The following is an 18,537-nucleotide window of genomic DNA, read 5'->3' as shown; positions in this document are numbered from 1 at the left end:
TCTAAAACGCGCGGGTGGAGCGTAACGACGCGCAGTACCGCACATGGCTGGAGCTCGTTGGAGACATCCTTCAACAGCCGGCAGACGCGTCCATGCGGCACGAGGAGCAGCTGCTCGATCTCCTCACAGAGTCTTTCAACGGCGCATGCACGACGCGCAATTGGGTGAGCCAAAAATGGCAGGACCATGTCATCGCGTGCTGGCCGTGGGATTACCTTCCTGTTGGCCCACCCGGGGACTTTACAGTCGACGCGACCACGCAACCGCTGCTGCGGTGGTATGCACTCACGGACCAAGCAAAGCCGCAGTCCCTGGGACGGGTACCTGCGGCTGTGGCCGGTAACCGGCTAAAGCAGGAATGGGACGACATCGTCCGGCCTTGGGGCGTCAGCAAGGAGCTGGCTATACCGGCACAGATGGAAGACAGCGACCACAGTGCATACGTGATCTCACGCCCTGACCGTGACTTCACCGACCAGGAACTGGACCTGGCCTTCCTGCTGCAACCCATCCTGGCCGGCCTTGCCCGCCATCTTGCGTTGGCGTCAATCACCGACAACACATCCGTGCCGGCTTCTGACTGCAGGTTGACCGTTAGGGAGGTGTCCATCGTGACTCTGCTCAGCAGCGGCCTGACGGCGCAGAGCCTGGCGAGGCGGCTGCGCATTTCGCCCCGCACGGCAGAGAAGCATCTGGAAAACATCTACCGCAAACTCGACGTTGGTGATCGGCTGATGGCAGTACGACGGGCGTATGAAATGGGCCTACTGACGCCACCGGCCGCCAGCATCCAGCTGAACTGTTCCGGCCACCCGCCCGGCGGCCTCAGATAAGACCCGTGGTGATTGCTTGACCCACCCGGACGCAGGGACATGGCAAGTTAGTTAGCAAGCTTACTATCTTCGGAAGGATGCCTTGATGCAGATGGCCGACCCTGGACTGAGGGCCAGATGAGATGATGGGCGTCGCCGAGATGCTCGCCCACGAGAAGCCGCAGCTGCTGGAATATAGCCTGCGGCTCGACGGCGACTTGCTCGTCCTGCCTCCATGACGGTGGAGCCCAGGTTCCGGGGTAACCGCACCGGGCACGCCATGCTCCGGGCCATCCTGGGGACCATCGGCCGCAACACGGCGCTGGTCATCGTGGAGGCCGCTCCCATGCTCGATGACGACGCCCCGATGGAAGGGTCGCCGCAGCACGTGGCGGCCAAGGAGAAGCTGCGTCGGTACTGGATGGACTTCGGGTTCCGGGAGGCGGCCGGGGACTACCTCTACTTCGAGGCCGCTTGATGCCAGGGCCCACCGAATATCGGCCGCGCGACCGGCTCGCATCCTGATCCGCCGCCGATGACGTCCCGGAGGCAACGAAGCGTCCCCGGCCTGCACGCCGGGGACGCTTCCCATGCCGCTCTGCGATGATTTGGAGGGTTTGGCCTCTACCTACTGGCTGAGGGTGAGCACCAGTTTGGGTGCGGTTGTGGTCCCGGCTTCCTTGGAGCTGAGTTCCAGGCCGTCACTGCTGGCGGTGTCCATGCCCAGGGAGAGCAGCTGGCCGAGCTCGGCGGTCAGGCCGCTGACGGTCAACGGAACACTGAGATTCGTATTGGCCGTTGTCGGGCCGAATGTGCCGATGCCGGTGCCCAGTGCCGGACGGTTGTTGAAAGTGATCCCACCCTCGGTCCAGGTGTCGATGGTAACCAGTTTGACGTTCTGCGTACCCGTGGACGGATTCCCGCCGACGCGCAGCTGCAGCACCGCGCTCTGCAGGGTCCTGCCCGCATATGGTGACAGGTCGAACTTCAGGTACGTGGCCTCCACAGGGCTGGCATCGACGCGCAGGATGTTGGCCGTGCCAAAGTTCGTCCCCGCCGAACCACTCGAAACATAGCTGTCAGCGGTGGGCGTCAGCGTCACAGTCTCGGATGTGCCGCCGGCAGCAGCCGTGGTGAAAGTCCACGTCCTGTCCGATACCAAAGCGTTCCCGGCAACATCCTTCACCCCGCCGGCGCCACCCTTGATCGTCGCCGTATACGTTGCACCCGCCGCAAGGTCCGCATCCGGGTTCAACGTCGCCACCATATCCGTGCTGTTGTACGTCACAGCCGCGGGCACCGCCGTCGTACCGGTCTGCAGGGTGAACGTGGCCGGCGTGATCGTGGCCGCATCCATCGCCTCCGAGAACGTCCCCGTCACATTCGCCGCCACAGCCACACCAGTTGCACCGCCAGCCGGAGACGTACCCGTCACCGTCGGAGCCGTCGTATCACCACCACCGCCGCCGGGGCTGAGCGTGAGCACCAGTTTGGGTGCGGTTGTGGTCCCGGCTTCCTTGGAGCTGAGTTCCAGGCCGTCACTGCTGGCGGTGTCCATGCCCAGGGAGAGCAGCTGGCCGAGCTCGGCGGTCAGGCCGCTGACGGTCAACGGAACACTGAGATTCGTATTGGCCGTTGTCGGGCCGAATGTGCCGATGCCGGTGCCCAGTGCCGGACGGTTGTTGAAAGTGATCCCACCCTCGGTCCAGGTGTCGATGGTAACCAGTTTGACGTTCTGCGTACCCGTGGACGGATTCCCGCCGACGCGCAGCTGCAGCACCGCGCTCTGCAGGGTCCTGCCCGCATATGGTGACAGGTCGAACTTCAGGTACGTGGCCTCCACAGGGCTGGCATCGACGCGCAGGATGTTGGCCGTGCCAAAGTTCGTCCCCGCCGAACCACTCGAAACATAGCTGTCAGCGGTGGGCGTCAGCGTCACAGTCTCGGATGTGCCGCCGGCAGCAGCCGTGGTGAAAGTCCACGTCCTGTCCGATACCAAAGCGTTCCCGGCAACATCCTTCACCCCGCCGGCGCCACCCTTGATCGTCGCCGTATACGTTGCACCCGCCGCAAGGTCCGCATCCGGGTTCAACGTCGCCACCATATCCGTGCTGTTGTACGTCACAGCCGCGGGCACCGCCGTCGTATTGGTCTGCAGGGTGAACGTGGCCGGCGTGATCGTGGCCGCATCCATCGCCTCCGAGAACGTCCCCGTCACATTCGCCGCCACAGCCACACCAGTTACACCAGCAGCCGGAGACGTACCCGTCACCGTCGGAGCCGTCGTATCGCCAGGCGGCGGCGGGGTCGTGCCCGAGGCCCTCGAACCGCTGTCTGTTTGCATCCCGCCAAGGACAGGGCGGAACTCCCAGGTGTAGGAGCCGTCAGGTTTGAGGCTCATCCTCAGGTGGCCCCACGTGTCGCTGAACTTCCTCTGAACGTAGGCAGGGTTGCTGGTGAAGGACCGTAAGCCGATGCCGCCGGTGGACACCTGGAACTGCTGCATCCCGTCCGTGACGCACTGGTCCGCGTTGTTGACCGGGCAGGTCCGCTCGTAATTGTGCTGTGAACCGGAAAGGAGCACCTTGACCCGGTTCGCCCAGAACATGTCGATCCAAGGCTTGGCCTGAGTGAAGCGGGTATGTGCCGATGTGTCTGATGTGAAGTACGGGTCGTGGTAGACAACAGCCAGATGCCTCCCGGCCGTTGTCGCCGCCTTCATATCGGCGTCCATCTCGGCGGTCATGGCCTGTGCCCTTGTGGCGTTGTACAGCCATGCAGCCGTCGGGGCAAACACAATGTGCCAGTTGCCCTGATCAGTTGCGTACCACTCAAGCGCGTCCTGGAATCGGCCCAACGTGGTGCTGGTTGCGCTTTTCGTCGTGGACACACATTCACCGTTCATGAACCTGTCCAGGTCATCGTTGACACCCGGTTGTATGTCGTGGCCCGGCCCGGCCGTCCAGAACGTCTTGGCTTTCACCCCACCCCATAAGCTGTTCCACGCCGGCAGGGCCGAACAGGTGCCCTTGTCGTACTGGAAGTCACCGATACCGATGAAATTGTGCAGTGACCCATCGTTGAGGCCAGCGGCGATACTGGCAGCGTTCCTGCCCGATGCGGAGGTGGTGGATGTGTTTCCCGACGGGTTCATGTCACCTACGGCAGCGAACTCGAAGGAGTCGGCTGTTCCTGGCGGTGGTGTTGTGGGCGGGGTCGGCGGCGGCGGTGGGGTCGTTCCGTCCGTCGTTAGGACCAGCTGCGGCCAGTGGGTGGTGTCGGCCACTTCCCTCGACGCGTAGATGACAGCGTCAGAGGAAGTGTTGTCGATGCGGAAGGAATAGGTGCCGTCACCCTTGATGACGCTGAAGACATCGACGTCGACAAACGTGTTCATAGAGGCAGATCCGACCGAGGCAATCACGGTAGAGTCAGCCGCCGGCGCGTTGGACCAGTTGATGGTGTTTTCGGCCCAGGTGGTGTTCTGCACCCGTCGGAACTGGCCGCCAAGGGTGGACGGATCGGAGATGAAGAGTCGCAGCTTGGCGCCGGTGACAGTGCTCCCGGTGCCGGCGACCGTAAATTTGAGGAACGACATCTCGACCGGCGAGTTATCTGCCTTCAGACCGATCGCAGTGCCGTAATTGGTATTCGGCGTGTCCTTTTTGACCACCGCGTCCGCGGAAGGACCGATCGTGACGGTGGCTGCCTGTGCAGTCCCGCCAATGAATGAAATAGCGGAGACAAACAAAGTTGTCGTGATCGTTGCTGCTAACCACTTGGCCGTTGAAACTCCGCGCCGATGGCGCGACCTTCCGATTCTTTCCCGGCAAGCAGCGATGTCTGATCTGGAACGCATCAGGGACTCCTTTGTCCGATGAGCGCATCACCGTTGATGCGTCCGTACAACGTAGTCCGATGCCATTGAGAAACAGTGGGGAAGTCTGAATTTTACCTGTGAAAGCCCTAGTCCTACGCCAGGTAGGTCCCCCTCAATATCTTCCTGTTTCCCCGAAAGTAGAGGCACCGGGAGAGGAATGCCCCACCCTGAAATAGGGGACCCTCCGTGGGGCTGCAAGCAGCCCAGCAGGGCTGTGCATTCCAGCTGCGTCGGAATCCAGAGCGTGCCGGATGGCGTGGCGAGGCACGGATTACCCCATGCCAGCAGGTCCAGCCCAAGCACCGGGGGCGCCGGTCCCACCACCGCCACGGTCATCATCCTTACCGCAGAGTCGGCAGCGCCTGTACCGGCTCCCGTCTTCGGTGTGTTCGACGTGCCATTCGTGACGAATGTTCAGCTTGCACATTAGGGTTCTAATCATGACCTTCTCCCATCCGAGTGCCGCCAGCCCCGGTGATCTAATAATGTCTCTGGGTGCCGCCGCCGGGATAGCGGCAGTTGCTGGCCGCCGCGTCGGCAGACAACCTCAGGTGGCTGGCACGCAGAGCCGGTCCAGGGTCTCGTTGAGTGAGGACTCAATCTGATCGTTCACGAGCCCGCGCTTCCTGTAGCTGGACTCGTCCTCCAAGTCAGTGGGAAGAGGTGGCATGGTGACGGCCATCGCGGCCTGGTAGCGCCCGTCCCCGCTGCTGGCTGCCACAGTCTGGTGCTCCCAGAAGTTGCCGCGTCCTTGGTGCCGGGAATTGATCGAGCATCCGTCCGAGTGCTCCCACATGCCCAGCCTGTAGGGGGCTAAGCCGGGGCTTGTCTTCATCTCCTTCAATGACGCCGCCGAGAGCGCCCGTCCTTGGAAGAGGCCCGCCATGAAGCGGTTCTTGTCTTCCACAGTCGATACTGCCCCCGACGTCGGAGAGCCTCCATCGAAGACGTTGCCCGTGGTGTCGACCCGCTCACCACTGAGGGCCACATAGCCATGTAAAAGCCCGGCCTCGTGCGGGTCGACGGGGTCCGGGCTCGTGTTCTTCAAACCAAGCGGCTCGGAGACCTGCTCGCGCATGACCTGGATGAACGGCTTGTGCCGCAGTGCTTGGATCAGGAGGCCGAGCGCGCGGTAATACGTGTCCGAATATGCAAAGGACCCGACGCTTAATTCGGTCCACGGAAGGGTCCCGAGCTGAGTACTGCCTGGCGCAGGAGAGCCGGGGGATCCAGAGTTTCAATGCCTGCATGGATGAACTGGAACGCAACGGCCAGCAGTCCACCATGATGTATGTGCTCATCATTGCCGGTGTCATCGCAGCTGTGTACTTCTACAACAAGGGTCGGGCAGAAGGCGAAAAGGCAAAGAACACCCGCCCTGATTCTTTCTGACCCATTGGATCCAAGACACGGGAAACCAGGCATGGCAAAACCAGCAACGATCATCGGCGCGGCAGCCGCCGGGCTCATCCTCGTCGGGCTCGGATCGCAGCCTATTGGCTACTACACGCTGCTGAGATGGGCGGTGTGCATCGCCGCTATATGGGTCGATGTGCTGGCCGCAAAGAACGGAAAGGCCGCGTGGCTGCTCCTGCTGGCGCCGGCGGCCGTTCTCTTCAACCCCATCGTCCCCGTTTACCTGATGACGAAGGCTGCCTGGTTGCCGTGGAACGTGGCCACCGGGGTGCTTCTTGAGTCGCCGGAGTGCAGGCCGACAAAGTGCCGGTCAAGACAGAGAGCTGACTCCGCCCCCTCGTCACCAGTCGGAGTGGAGCTCCCGAGCAACCGCAGCCTCCAGCGGCCCAGGGATGGTTTTCTCGATGTGATCCTCCAGCACATCCCACCTAGCAGGGTGCCAGTGTGGTTCGGCTGCCGTTTGTCGGTCCAGCAGGAGGCTCGCGCCAGACACATCTTGGCGGAGAGGCACATTGAGGACGCCTCCGGATGCATGCTCCGGCAGATGCGTCACGACTGCCACTACGGGCGACGGTGCGCTGTGGTTCTGGGCCCGGATCCTCCGCCGCGACTCGGTCGACTTGTGCAAGGACTCTCGCGGGAGTGTTCTTCTCACCTGCAGGGTGCTGTGGGAGCGGGTGCTCGTCTCGCAGTTCGCCGGCTGGCAGGCTGTCCTGAACGGCAGCCCCTCCCGTGCCCGACCCGCCGGTGAGAGCGACGCAAACTACGTCGCGAGGCTGGAGCGCATCTTCGACGATTTCGAGGTCCGCCAGAAGGCTGCCGGGGCGCCGCGCCAACCAGTCGGGGAGTCGCCCGTAGACCTTCGGGCAGACCTGGAACGGACGTGGGAGCATATCCTCGACCCAAGAAACTTTCAGCCGTTCTGGCGCCTTGCAGACCACCACGCGCGGCCGCCGGCACCCGAGGACGGTCGGACAACCAAACCCGTCACAGCTCACCGAGGAGACGTAGGCGCGCGCTGAACTGGGTACTGCCACAGCTTTAGTCGAACATGACGGTCCTCGAGGGCGACACCTCACAGCTACTCCCCGACCGGAAAAATCCGCGCGAGTACTGCCCTCTCGATAGCCATTTGCCCTGCCCCATTCAAAGCCCTCTAGGGGTGCCCTGAGGGGCTACACTGGCGGGCACAAGGGCCGCCAGGTCGTGGGTCAGACATGTCCATCCATGCAGGAGATCCCCATCCGGTCGAAACGCAGTCATGGCACGCCGGATTACCCATACACGAAAAGCTTGGCCATGCCCTTGAAGATACTCCGGCAGCCATGGCCGTCAGCGGACCCCTGCGCAGACACATGAGCTCTCGTCGACTTCGGTCATGCTGTTGAGCACAGTGTGGGCTATGAACGGATATGCACAACCAGCCAGGCAGCAGGCAGCACCGTTCGGGACACCTCGCTCCAATCCCCGGCGTCATGTCGCTGTCCAAGGCGGAGGCAATGAACAGGTATGAAGAACAAAAAGGGCGGTCGGCACCTCGCGTCGGAACCCCTCAAAATTCTCAAAGTCATGCAGTAGACGCCGGAGTTAACGATGAAGAAGCAGGAAGCAAACACGCACCGGACAGGAGGAATGCAGTGAAGGACCAAGGACGCGGAAAAGGAGTCCGAGCCAAATTCTTCTCAGGTCATGTTGGCCAGGACACAAACGTCCATGTACAGATAACGAACGACAAACCGTCGATCCAGGAAGGCAAGGAGGCACCCGGCCAGCAATGAAAAAGGCCCCCGAAGGGGCCCTTCACAACACAATCTGTCCACGCTCAGAGGCTATAAGCCCCTGAACAGGGAGAACACGTGCCCGAGATGGGACTCGAACCGGGCGCCAGCCATTGAAAACCCGCCACTCTCCCGAAAACATCCCGAATCCGAACCAGTCCGATGCCGGTACAACCGAATCTGAAGTCCCAGGTGTGCACATTGTGCACACCCTCTTTTGATGCTCTGCCCAGCCACGGTGCCGCCGTCGTTCGCACCGGAGAGTTGCGCAACAAAACACCCATCGCTCCGGGTCACGTTACCAAACCGCAAGGGCCAGTCGGAGGGGACTGTCTGAATAACGGTGTGCGGGTCCGGCCTGATCCGAAAGGAGACGGCCGTGTCTGAGTCCACGACCGAGATGACAGGGGTGATGATCGATCCTGTGACGGGAGAGATCATCGATCAGAAGGAGCTTGCGGAGCGGTTGCTCGTGCAGGCCAAGGAACACGGTGTGAGCCTGGTGGGTCCTGGCGGGCTGCTGAACCAGCTCACGAGGAACGTGCTGGAGACCGCGCTGGAAGCGGAACTGACCGAGCACCTCGGGCACGAGCATGGCCAGACACCCATCGCAGCCAACGTGCGCAACGGCACGAGGTCAAAGACTGTGCTGACCGAGATCGGCCCGGTCGGGATCGAGGTGCCCCGGGATCGGGACGGCTCGTTCGAGCCGGTGATCGTGCCCAAGCGGAAACGGCGTCTGGACGGGATCGGCCAGATCGTGCTCTCACTCTCTGCCAGCGGGCTGACCACCGGGGAAATCGCCGCTCACTTCGAGGAGGTCTGCGGGGCCAAGGCCTCCAAGGTCTCCAAGGACACCATCAGCCGCATCACGGAGAAAGTCGCGGCGGAACTGGCCGAATGGTCCGACCGGCCTTTGGACCCGGTTTATCCGGTGCTCTTCGTTGACGCGGTCGTGGTCAAGGTCCGTGACGGGCAGGTGCGCAATACCCCGTTCTATGTGGTCATGGGCGTCACCGTGAACGGGGAGCTGGAGAGTCTGGGCATCTGGGCCGGCGACGGTGGCGAGGGTGCACGTTTCTGGCTGCAGGTATTTTCCGAGCTGAAGAACCGGGGCGTTGAAGATGTGTTGATCGCCGTCTGCGACGGGCTCAAGGGCCTGCCCGAGGCGATCACAACCACGTGGGAGCGAACGGTCGTGCAGCAGCATCGTGCACTTGATCCGCAACAGTTTCCGTTACGCCGGACGCCAGCACCGCGACGGTATCGTCAAGGCGCTCAAGCCGGTCTACACGGCCCCGTCCGAGCAAGCGGCGAAGGACCGGTTCTCGGAGCTCACCGCCGAATGGGTCCAGCGATATCCGGCGATCGTGCGGCTTTGGGAGTCCTCCTGGGCCGAGTTCGTGCCGTTCCTGGAGTACGACGTGGAGATCCGGCGGGTGATCTGCACGAGGAACGCGATCGAGTCGATCAATGCCCGCTACCGGAGGGCGGTCAGGGCCCGCGGGCATTTTCCGAACGAGGCCGCTGCCCTGAGATGCCTGTATCGCGTCACCCGATCCCTTGATCCCACCGGCGGCGGACGGGCACGGTGGGTGATGAGGTGGAAGCCGGCGCTAAACGCGTTCGCGCTTACCTTCGCAGGCCGGTTCGAAAGAACCATCCGCTAATGAAAACCGGCCGGTGCCTACACACTGTTTATCGGATAGTCCCGCACCGTTCGCTGCGGCGGCCTTGAGGGCCTGGGCGCGGTGCTACAGCGCGCTCAGGCCCTCGAGGCCTAGGCATTACCGACGACCCCAAACGTGGCAGTTCAGCACACAGGAGACAGGGTTCTCACAGACTCAGTGCAGTTGGGACCTATCGGGAGACGGTTGTAGCAGTGACGTCATCCGAGGCGGTGCCTGCGCCAAATTGGTTGTACGGCACGACGATGAACCTGTAAAAGCGGTTGGGCTTAAGGTTGTTCGCCGTCATGATGTAGGTGTCCTTTGCGGTGCGCACCACCAGGGACCCCTTGTATACCCAAGGCGCGCTGCCGGCACGTTTGGCAAACAGCTGGTATCCCCACTCCCATTTTGAACTCCGATCGAACTTGATGCTTACACTCGAGGAGCTAATGCGCGTGACCCTCGAATTCGCTGGCTTGCTAGGGGCAGCAGGAGCGTCACAATAAGTCCCGGTGACGGACCTTATCAAACTCAAACCCTTCCATTGCAGGGTTCCTGCACGGTAACAATAAATGGTGTTGCGTCCGACCGATTGATAGATCGAATATTTTAGGCCCATTGATTTCTTGGATTGGGTACGTGCTTGCCACAAAGGATGCCAGTCTCCGTTTTGAACACGGTAGTCGACAAAAAAGTAGTCTTCGTTTGTCGATCCATCGACGAACGTGATGTTGATGCTGTTGCTGGCAACGTGAGAAGCTCGTAAACGATCCGGCGGGTCGGACTGAATATGGCCGATGCTGGACCCAGTAGGCGAGGTTCCTGTCGGTGCGGCGTGAGCGGGCGGGGTAGCGATGGCGCTAGCAGCAATAATCCCAGCAGTTGCCACTGCTCGCGCTTTTTCTTTAATCATTTTCTTTTCCTCTGTTGAGTGCCGGCTATTTCCGGCAGGCATGAATATAAATGCGATTGACAATGTGACTGGATCTGAAATACCGGCTCATCTAACCGGTAGTTAAAATGTTGCTCTCGTCCGCCGCTTCAGGCTTCCGTGCTGGCACGGTTCCAGATGGGTGGCTTTGGGTGCCGTACGCACGGAGCCCCTTTTGGGGTCTTCGTGTTGTGGGCGGCTGTAATGCCGGCGACAGCCCAGGGTTGGCAGGTACGCAAGGAGGACTTCGTGGCGTTCCGTTTCCGGTGCCATTTTCTCGGCCCGAGCGCAATTCTTCCGCGCGGGCCGCTCCGAGCCAGTTGCATGGCCTTTTCGTGTTCGACGGCCGCTTTGCGGGCATCTTTCACAATCCAGGGGACTGCCGGTCGCGATGGTGTCGATCCCAGACGGAAGGTAGGCGGTGTCCCCACCAGCGTCGTGTGTATCGATGCGGTACCGGCAGGGACTTCGTAGCGGATTCTCTCGGAGGTTCTAGGGCATAGCTTTGGTTTGAGCATCAAGGCCTTGCCGATCTAATGTTTCCGCAGCACGAGAGCTTGAAGTGCTTGGTGCTCGGATGGGCCATTAGTTATGCCCCTACCCACCCGGAATTCGGCGGCGGATCGCTACCAAGAAGCGTCCTAGCCAAATTGGCATAGATCAGCGTCGGGCTCTCGATAAAAAAATCGATTCGATACTTGGTTAGGCGGATCTGATCATTGCTCAGGCGGAACAGCAGGTCAGGTGAGGAAAGAAATATGGGGCCGGCATATCTCGTGTTTTCTTGAGCCACTCGAGCTAGGACGCCCCATAGGTTGTCGCGTTGGAGAGGTGGCTGGTGGAGCAAGACGCGGTGTTGCCGGGAAATTTACTTGGATCTTGATCCCGTGATTGGTATTGCGCCCGGTGAGCGGTGGAAGGAGGCGCTGCTGCGGGCCAATGAACGGTGCGAGGCCGCGATCTGCTTACTTTGACAAATTGGGAGGCCTCCCGGGAGAGCCTAGCCGAGTACCGGCCCGCGGAGAACCTAGGCAAGCTTATTCTTTGTGCTCGGCTCGAGCCCTTGAAAGATACGGAATCGTCGAAGAGTGACAGCGCTGCGACCTGTTCGGGAGTGGACCCACCACGGAGATCGCCTTTAACGGCAAGGGCGGACCAGCCATCTTTCTCACGGAGGGCCTTCAGCTGGTGCGTCTGGGCTTGCGTCGGGCTGAGATCAGTGCCGAGGTGTTCCCTTGGCCAACGGCGGATTCGGGGAATGGGAAGTCGTTTCGCCCGGCACCAGAGATTGACCAGGCTCCGCACTCCGAAGTTTCTACTCTTCCTCCGGGGACCCGACTTCCTCGAACAACTTGCCGTGGAAAGGCCGATGGCTCTGGGCAAGATGTTTGTGGACGATCTGGGCAGTGCCTGGATGGTCGTGTCCCACCGGACATCCCCGTCGATTTCTGCGGACCTCTCCAGGCATCCGGCCGCTTCCAGCCTGTCCTGCTAAGACTGCCTCTATTTGCATCCGGTGCCTTCAAGCAGTCTGTTACGCCCCTCGGCGACCATCTGCCGACCTCTGAATTCTGGATAAGGGCATCGGACAACGGCAGGCAGCCCGCTGACGCTCTGGCCCAGGCCAAGGATCAGGCATCGAGCTCGTCCACTCTGACGGCTAACGGACCGGCGTTGATTCAGGTGGAGTTCATGGATGCCGTCCACGTCAAGGTCTGCGGCTGGCAGGAAATTAACCGAGCGGTCAACGTAACGACCGGTGTCAGTAGCGGCTCTGAGCAGGACGCCCTCTGCCTGTGGCCGGCAAAGGCGTGCCGCCAGCCACAGTGCAAGCCACCGGCAAGTGGTTTGGTGGTACTCCCGCCCCCGCCGTCCTCTCGGCGGGAATTCCACGGCTACTCACCGAGTTAGCGCGATGCAGGTTCTGCTAAAGAGACAATCAAGAAGTGGGACCCGGTCCAGTGTCACCGGCCAGAGCGTCGGCGATGGGTGCCCCAACTCTGCGTTTCTGGAGGTAGTACTCACCCTGATGGGGCTGTGGTCCGTTGTCGACCGTCGCATCAGTCAGCCAGCCAGACTCCAGGCCGTCTCCGGCTGGATGTGTGACGGGGAACAACCGGGCCAGGTCGGGGTCGGCGGCAACGAGATCGTTGCGGTCGGCGATATTGACCCAGCGATGAACGGCATTGGGGTAAACGGGCGGTCGGGGCTGAATGCGGTCGTAGATGCAGGTCCGGAGTCCCAGCGGGCTACCGAGGGTGACCAGCAAGGGCACAGGGTCCGTCAGACGGCCAGCGACTTCGTAGGCAACGACTGTCCCCAATGAATGGGCGATGATGGCCTTCGTCTCCGGCCCGATATGCTCCAGGACTCGGTCCAGGATCCGCTCATGCAGGACTGGGTCCGTGAAGTACCGGCTTACCTGGGTCAGGGAAGTGTTGACGAACCGTTCGGCCAGAGCGAATCCCAACGGTGCGAACCAGCGCAGGCGCGTCACACTCTTGATCATCGCCCGCCCCAACTCCTCCCGCAGCCCTTGCTCCTCGTGACCAGGTGCGGATGGACATATCTGGGTTGGACGGGCTGATCATCATCCTGGACGCCTGCCATGCCGGGGCCGGCGTCAGGGATGTCATCAAGAGTGGTCTGGATCTGGAACAGCAGGTCCGCCTGGAGTTACTGGCGGGCACATTCCTCCGCAAAGCAAGAAATGGCTGTTTTTCCCAGGCACTGATCAGACTGATGGAGCACGGAGCCCCCGGCCTCTCCGCGGACTACCTTGAGATCCGCCACGCGGCAAACGTGGCTGCCGATTGTTGCCGGACAGTACAGCAGCCTCCCGTATATATAGGATCCGGGTTCGGGCAAAACGCCAGCGATCCGGGACTGTGGGTGAGCAGGAATGTCGCCTCGCCAGGGAAGTGGCTGCTCTCCGGGACGGAGGAGGGCGCGCTGGCAGTGGCCCTAACCCAATCCTTTCAACCGACCAACGATCTGGAGCGGGTTACAGCGGCTATGTCTGGCCAGCGCCTCGTCGTTCTCCGCGGGGCCGCCGGCTCGGGAAAATCCGCGCTGATCGCCGCGCTGGCGCGGCCGGAGCTAGTACCCGATCTGCCGGCACGCTATCTGGCCGCGGTCGCATTTACAGCACTGACCCCTACTCTTACTGGACTGGCCAAGACGCTGGCGCGGCAATTGGCGAGGTTCGAGGGTTTTCCCGCTGCAGCCGCCGATTACGAGGGTAAGCTCACCGCTGAGGAGCTGAACCGACGGCCTGCTCTGGAACGCTTGGTCTTCGGACCCCTGCGCACGCTAAAGGTGTCTTTGGGGCGGCGAATCCGGCTGGCCATTGACGGAATCGACGAACTCGAGCCATCGAGCCGAGCTGAACTCCTGTCCGCCGTGACCGAATTCAGTACCGAAGAGCCTCCCCTGCGCGTGAGTGTCCTGCTCAGCACCCGCGGGGAAGATCAAGGCCAGGACCTGCTTACCGCCCAAGTAAACGTCTCCCGTCCGGGCATGGATGAAATCACCGAATACCTTCAGAACCTGGAGCTACCGGAGGCCCTGGCTGTTGACCTTCAGGCCCACGCCGACACGTGGTTGCAGCTACGGCTGCTCGCCGACCTCGCGGCGTCGGTACCTGCACAGTCACTCCGTACCGTGGCTGGCCTTGACGACCTCTACCAGGAACTCCTATGGCCCCTGACCGCTAATGACAACCCGGAAGCAAGGATCGTGATGGTGGTGCTCGCGGCCGCAGGAAGCGGCCCTGTCCTACCGCTCCGCGTCGCCGTTGGTGCATGTGCAGCGCTGGGAGGACCCGCCGACCTGACACAATTCCGCGACATCGTGGCAGCTCTCGGCGGCATCGTAGCTCGTGCGCATCCGGGCACACCCGAAGAGCGGCTCGGTCTCTTCCATGACACCCTTGTTCGACACATCCACGCCCTCACCGGCTGGCCCATCTCGGTTCTGGACGCCCATGCCTCGATCCTCGAGCCCTCGGCAGTGCAGACGGTCAGGCCGCCCAAAACTACGCCCAGGAGCGGGCCCCGGAACACCTCTGGGCCTTGAAACGTCACGAGCAGGCACTCGAGGCCGTGGTGTCACGTCTAGGACACCGGGCGGCGGATAACCGCGACCTCCTCCAAGCATGGAGTGACCGGGCAGCGAAGGTATTCTCGCCCGACAGCACCACCTGGCTGGACCTTCAACGGCACCTGCTGTACTGGACCGGCCGGGCCGGGGACACCGGCAGCGCGATCGCCGGTCTCCGCAAGGTCCTAGACACGCGCCTGAAGGTACAGGGCCCGGACCACCCCGACACCCTCACCACCCGTGGGAACCTTGCGAGCTGGGTCGGCGAGGCCGGGGACACCGCCGGGGCCATCGCCGGCTTCCGTGAACTGCTGGACGCACAGCTACAGGTGTTGGGCCCAGACCACCCGGACACCCTCAACGCCCGGCGCCAATTGGTGTACTGGATCGGGGAGGCCGGGGACACCGCCGGGGCCATCGCCGGCTTCCGTGAACTGCTGGACGCAGAGTCGCGGGTGCAAGGCCCGGACCACCCCGACACCCTCACCACCCGCAACGATCTGGCGAAGTGGATCGGAGAGGCCGGAGACACTACCGGCGCGATCGCAGCGTCCCGCGAGGTGCTGGACGCACGACTGCGGGTGCTGGGCCCGGACCACCCAGACACCCTCACCACCCGGCACCAATTGATGTTCTGGATCGGGGAGGCCGGGGACATCGTCGGGGCGATCACCGGGCTCCGTGAGGTGCTGGACGCACAGCTGCGGGTCCTCGGCCCGGACCACCCAGACACCCTCACCACCCGGCACCAATTGATGTACTGGACCGGGATGGCTGGGGACACCGCCGGCGCGATCACCGGGCTCCGGGAGGTGCTGGACGCCCGGCTGCGGGTACTGGGCCCGGACCACCCCGACACCCTCAACGCCAGGGGACAACTGCTGTACTGGACCGGGGAGGCCGGGAACACCTCCGGCGCGGTCGCTGGGTACCGGGAGCTGCTGGACGCACGCCTGCGGGTGCAGGGCCCGGACCACCCTTCCACCCTGATCACCCGTGGTAGCGTGGCGAAATGGACCGGGATCGCCGGGGACCCCGCCAGCGCGGTCACCGGGTTCCGGGAGCTACTGGACAGACAGCTGCGGGTGCTGGGCCCGGACCACCCAGACACCCTCACCACCCGGCACCAATTGATGTACTGGACCGGGATGGCTGGGGATATCGCCAGCGCGGTCGCCGGGTTTCGGGAGCTGCTTGAGGCGCAGCTGCGGGTGCTGGGCCCGGACCACCCCGACACCCTCACCACTCGCGGTAGCCTCGCGAACTGGACTGGCCGGGCCGGGGACACCGCCGGCGCAATCACCAAGTTTCGGGAGCTACTGGACAGACAGCTACGGGTGCTGGGCCCCGACCACCCCGACACCCTCACCACCCGCGGTAACCTCGCGAACTTGATACGCAGCATCGGAGGCACCAATTGAATTTGAGGTGAACAGCCGTTCGGCCTCCACTTCACCTGTGAAGCGGTCATCTTTCAGCCGCTTCTCGCGCGGCCGCCTCATAGGCTACATTTCTGGGTCCACGCGGTCTCCACGCCATACATATGCGTGTTACCCGCGGCGCTGCCATTCGCCGCTGTACCCGGCGGCCCGGAACCCCAGTGCCAGGTTGATGGCCAGCATATGTTCGTTCTCCGCCGCGTTGAACGTGAGGATCCGTTCAACCGACGGACGTTCAGCCTCCAACCGCCGCAGATTCAGTATCTTGACCAGCATGCCGAGCCGGTTGCCGCGATGGGCCCTGGCAACCAATGTGTCGTCCTGCACCGCTAACCAGGGTTTTGATGCGGAGTACTGCAGAACCGAGTAGGCGGCCAGCTCGCCACTCGGCTTGTGCCGCGCCACGGAGACCAGCGACTCCATGCCGGACTGCTCCCACTCGTCCTCGACGTGCCGGACGCGCTTGGCGTCCCAAACCTGCGGATCGAAGTGGAGATCCCCTGCCGGGGTGTCGGTGCTCATCCGGGACATGAGAACGGCCATCTGGTCGATGTATTCGTCGGGGCAGCGGTCCGTCCAGGTGAGGAGGTCATAGCGGTTCCCGGCGAACTCGCCTGCCGTCTGCTCCAAGTCGTCGAGCGTTCCATCCGATACGGGAAGATTCAGGGCGCTGAACTGGGTGACCTGTTCCAGGGTATAGCCGGCGGCCAGTGCGAACTTCACCCCACGGGAATCAGAGGGCACACCGCCCATGCCTGTTGCCGGCTTCAGGATGTCAGGTTCGTGTTGATCAAAGCTGGCGGCATGTTCGGTGTAACTCTGCAGTGTTGTGCGGCCGTGGCCAGCCGCGATCTCCTCGGCATGAAGCAGCAGCATCTGCCCGATTTTGCTACCCGTGAACTCATTTAATACGTCAACCCGGACCAGCGCAGCCTGGAGGTTCTCCGCCTGCGGCAGACCGATACTCGATCTGGCCACCATGCGCCCATGGACGCGGACGAAGTAGAACTGCAGCTGTTTGTAGTCGTCGTCCCGCCATGATTCAAGGCGTGCTTCCCCGGGAGCGGCAAGGTCAAGATTCCCCCACGTTTCCAGTATCAGGGCGTCGCTGAGTTCGCTGAACTCCAGGAAATCTTTGGCCTCCGGCGAGTCGGTCGAGGACGGCAGGACCAACGGTTCTATGCGGAAAGACGGCGCCATGGGATCAGCCTTCCGAGACGAGTGCCGTCTTCGACCGCAGAGATCGGTGGGACTTTGTTGCTGTTGTGATGAACACAGCGTTGCTCCTCATCAGGGATGTGAACGGTTTGTTGTTTTGCAGAGCCGCGCCGAATTTGTCTCCGTGCAGTACCCACTGCCGTTTGTTGCAGTGGTGGCTCCGCTTACGGGGCTTCAATACCGGGAGTCCTTCTTCTCTTGGAGCCGGCCCTTCAAGTCTGCGACTGCGCGTAGGCTGTTCGCTTCCGTGCTACCACTGCTGTCGCCGTGTCGGTTGGGAAGCCCGCTTCTTGAGCTTGCTCGGACTTGAGTACGAATCGGCAGTCTGGGCATGCGCTCAGCCTTTGTGCCCGCAGAGGTGAAAATCTTGATGCGGCGCCGCTCGAGTTGATCACTCACTTAGATATGTCTTTTCGCCGCCTATGGCCGAGATGGACAGGTACATCTAGGAATTACTCGGATCCGAACGCATTGGCCCGCCTCCCACAATGGCCATGGGGTTCAAAAGTGAAAGGCACACCACAAAGACGTGCAGGGAATTTCGGACACGAGAAATCGCTGCCCCTTCCATCCTGTCAGGCCTTTCCGCGCCTTCTAGCCAAGATGTTCGTGATAGTTGATTCGGAGAGCGTGAACTTCGGGAACTCGATACTGTGGGACAGCGACTGCTGATGCCTTTCAACGTCCTTCGCAGGTTTGCCTTTGTTCAGGTGGAAGTTCTATGAGTTCTTCCGCATGGTCGTTATTCTCTCCGTTCTCGTTGGCGGAGTCCTCCGGATGTTCGTCTGCGCTCACGACAGCAGGATAGCGGGCACCGCCGACAACATCCGGCCGGAGACTCTATCCTGCTGGGGGTTGTTCAGCCCCCTTGACGTGCCCGGAATTAAATGAAGCTAGGGCAAAGTAGAAGGCCGTCCCTGCAGCTACGGCGTTCCCGCAACAGGTCCTCGACCTTTTCCAAAATTCCGGGGCTTAGAATCCTCGAAAACCGCCACCGTCCCGTGTGGGCATGCGCTTCGGTCGGCCATCAGGGCGGATCTGATCATCTCTGGTCATAATACGGTTGCCATTGAGACGCCTTTTCTCACACGTGGCCTAGATCTGAGGCGGTGCCGATCGGCTTGATGCCTGCCTGGCAGAACTCCAAAATAGATTGCACTCAAACACCGTGAACGCTTCGATTTCCTGGCTGTTCGCCCGAGCACTTGTAGTGCATGATGCGCGGGTAGACCATTAGTTGTACCTCCTGCCCACGGGATACGAGGGAAGATCGCGACCAGCGGGCCTGCCCG

General features: G+C 62.0%; 12 protein-coding genes and 1 pseudogene. 8 read left to right on the top strand and 5 right to left on the bottom strand.

The window, feature by feature from the left end; translation table 11 throughout:
* Nucleotides 1-14: 14 nt before the first annotated feature.
* Nucleotides 15-833 (top strand): LuxR C-terminal-related transcriptional regulator, encoded by an 819-nt coding sequence (locus ABRP34_RS01345; protein WP_353711950.1) that lies wholly within the window; start codon nt 15-17, stop codon nt 831-833.
* A gap of 214 nt (nt 834-1,047) precedes the next feature.
* Complete coding sequence (locus tag ABRP34_RS01340; protein ID WP_353711949.1) at nt 1,048-1,290, top strand: hypothetical protein; 243 nt, start codon at nt 1,048-1,050, stop codon at nt 1,288-1,290.
* Between the two features lie 150 nt (nt 1,291-1,440).
* On the opposite strand, the gene ABRP34_RS01335 is transcribed toward ABRP34_RS01340, so the two are convergent.
* Nucleotides 1,441-4,563: a DNRLRE domain-containing protein gene (locus ABRP34_RS01335; protein WP_353711948.1), complete on the bottom strand. Its 3,123-nt coding sequence runs from the start codon at nt 4,561-4,563 to the stop codon at nt 1,441-1,443.
* A gap of 676 nt (nt 4,564-5,239) precedes the next feature.
* A complete protein-coding gene (locus ABRP34_RS01330; protein WP_353713285.1) occupies nt 5,240-5,797 on the bottom strand; it encodes a serine hydrolase domain-containing protein in 558 nt (185 codons plus the stop codon).
* Nucleotides 5,798-5,940: 143 nt separating this feature from the next.
* Between ABRP34_RS01330 and ABRP34_RS01325 the strand changes: the two genes are divergently transcribed.
* From ABRP34_RS01325 to ABRP34_RS01310, 4 genes and pseudogenes are all read left to right on the top strand, one after another.
* Nucleotides 5,941-6,084: a hypothetical protein gene (locus ABRP34_RS01325; RefSeq protein WP_307101757.1), complete on the top strand. Its 144-nt coding sequence runs from the start codon at nt 5,941-5,943 to the stop codon at nt 6,082-6,084.
* Nucleotides 6,085-6,115: 31 nt separating this feature from the next.
* A complete protein-coding gene (locus ABRP34_RS01320; RefSeq protein ID WP_353711947.1) occupies nt 6,116-6,859 on the top strand; it encodes a DUF6804 family protein in 744 nt (247 codons plus the stop codon).
* Nucleotides 6,786-7,130, top strand: a complete 345-nt coding sequence (locus ABRP34_RS01315; protein ID WP_353713452.1) for a hypothetical protein — start codon at nt 6,786-6,788, stop codon at nt 7,128-7,130. Before ABRP34_RS01320 ends, ABRP34_RS01315 begins: the two co-directional genes overlap by 74 nt.
* Nucleotides 7,131-8,298: 1,168 nt before the next feature.
* Nucleotides 8,299-9,556, top strand: a pseudogene (locus tag ABRP34_RS01310) (IS256 family transposase).
* A gap of 190 nt (nt 9,557-9,746) precedes the next feature.
* Here the strand turns inward: ABRP34_RS01310 and ABRP34_RS01305 are convergent.
* A complete protein-coding gene (locus tag ABRP34_RS01305; protein WP_353711946.1) occupies nt 9,747-10,469 on the bottom strand; it encodes a fibronectin type III domain-containing protein in 723 nt (240 codons plus the stop codon).
* Nucleotides 10,470-12,426: 1,957 nt separating this feature from the next.
* On the bottom strand, nt 12,427-12,996 hold the full coding sequence (locus ABRP34_RS01300; protein ID WP_353711945.1) for a hypothetical protein: 570 nt from the start codon (nt 12,994-12,996) through the stop codon (nt 12,427-12,429).
* Between the two features lie 50 nt (nt 12,997-13,046).
* Between ABRP34_RS01300 and ABRP34_RS01295 the strand changes: the two genes are divergently transcribed.
* Nucleotides 13,047-14,564 (top strand): AAA family ATPase, encoded by a 1,518-nt coding sequence (locus tag ABRP34_RS01295; RefSeq protein WP_353711944.1) that lies wholly within the window; start codon nt 13,047-13,049, stop codon nt 14,562-14,564.
* Between the two features lie 29 nt (nt 14,565-14,593).
* Nucleotides 14,594-16,009, top strand: a complete 1,416-nt coding sequence (locus ABRP34_RS01290; RefSeq protein WP_353711943.1) for a tetratricopeptide repeat protein — start codon at nt 14,594-14,596, stop codon at nt 16,007-16,009.
* Between the two features lie 129 nt (nt 16,010-16,138).
* Here ABRP34_RS01290 and ABRP34_RS01285 read toward each other — a convergent pair whose 3' ends face one another.
* On the bottom strand, nt 16,139-17,227 hold the full coding sequence (locus ABRP34_RS01285; RefSeq protein WP_353711942.1) for a GNAT family N-acetyltransferase: 1,089 nt from the start codon (nt 17,225-17,227) through the stop codon (nt 16,139-16,141).
* Nucleotides 17,228-18,537 lie beyond the last annotated feature (1,310 nt).

The sequence above is a fragment of the Arthrobacter sp. K5 genome, from assembly GCF_040448525.1.
Classification (GTDB): domain Bacteria; phylum Actinomycetota; class Actinomycetes; order Actinomycetales; family Micrococcaceae; genus Arthrobacter; species Arthrobacter globiformis.
This window is presented reverse-complemented; position numbering and strand designations above follow the sequence as displayed.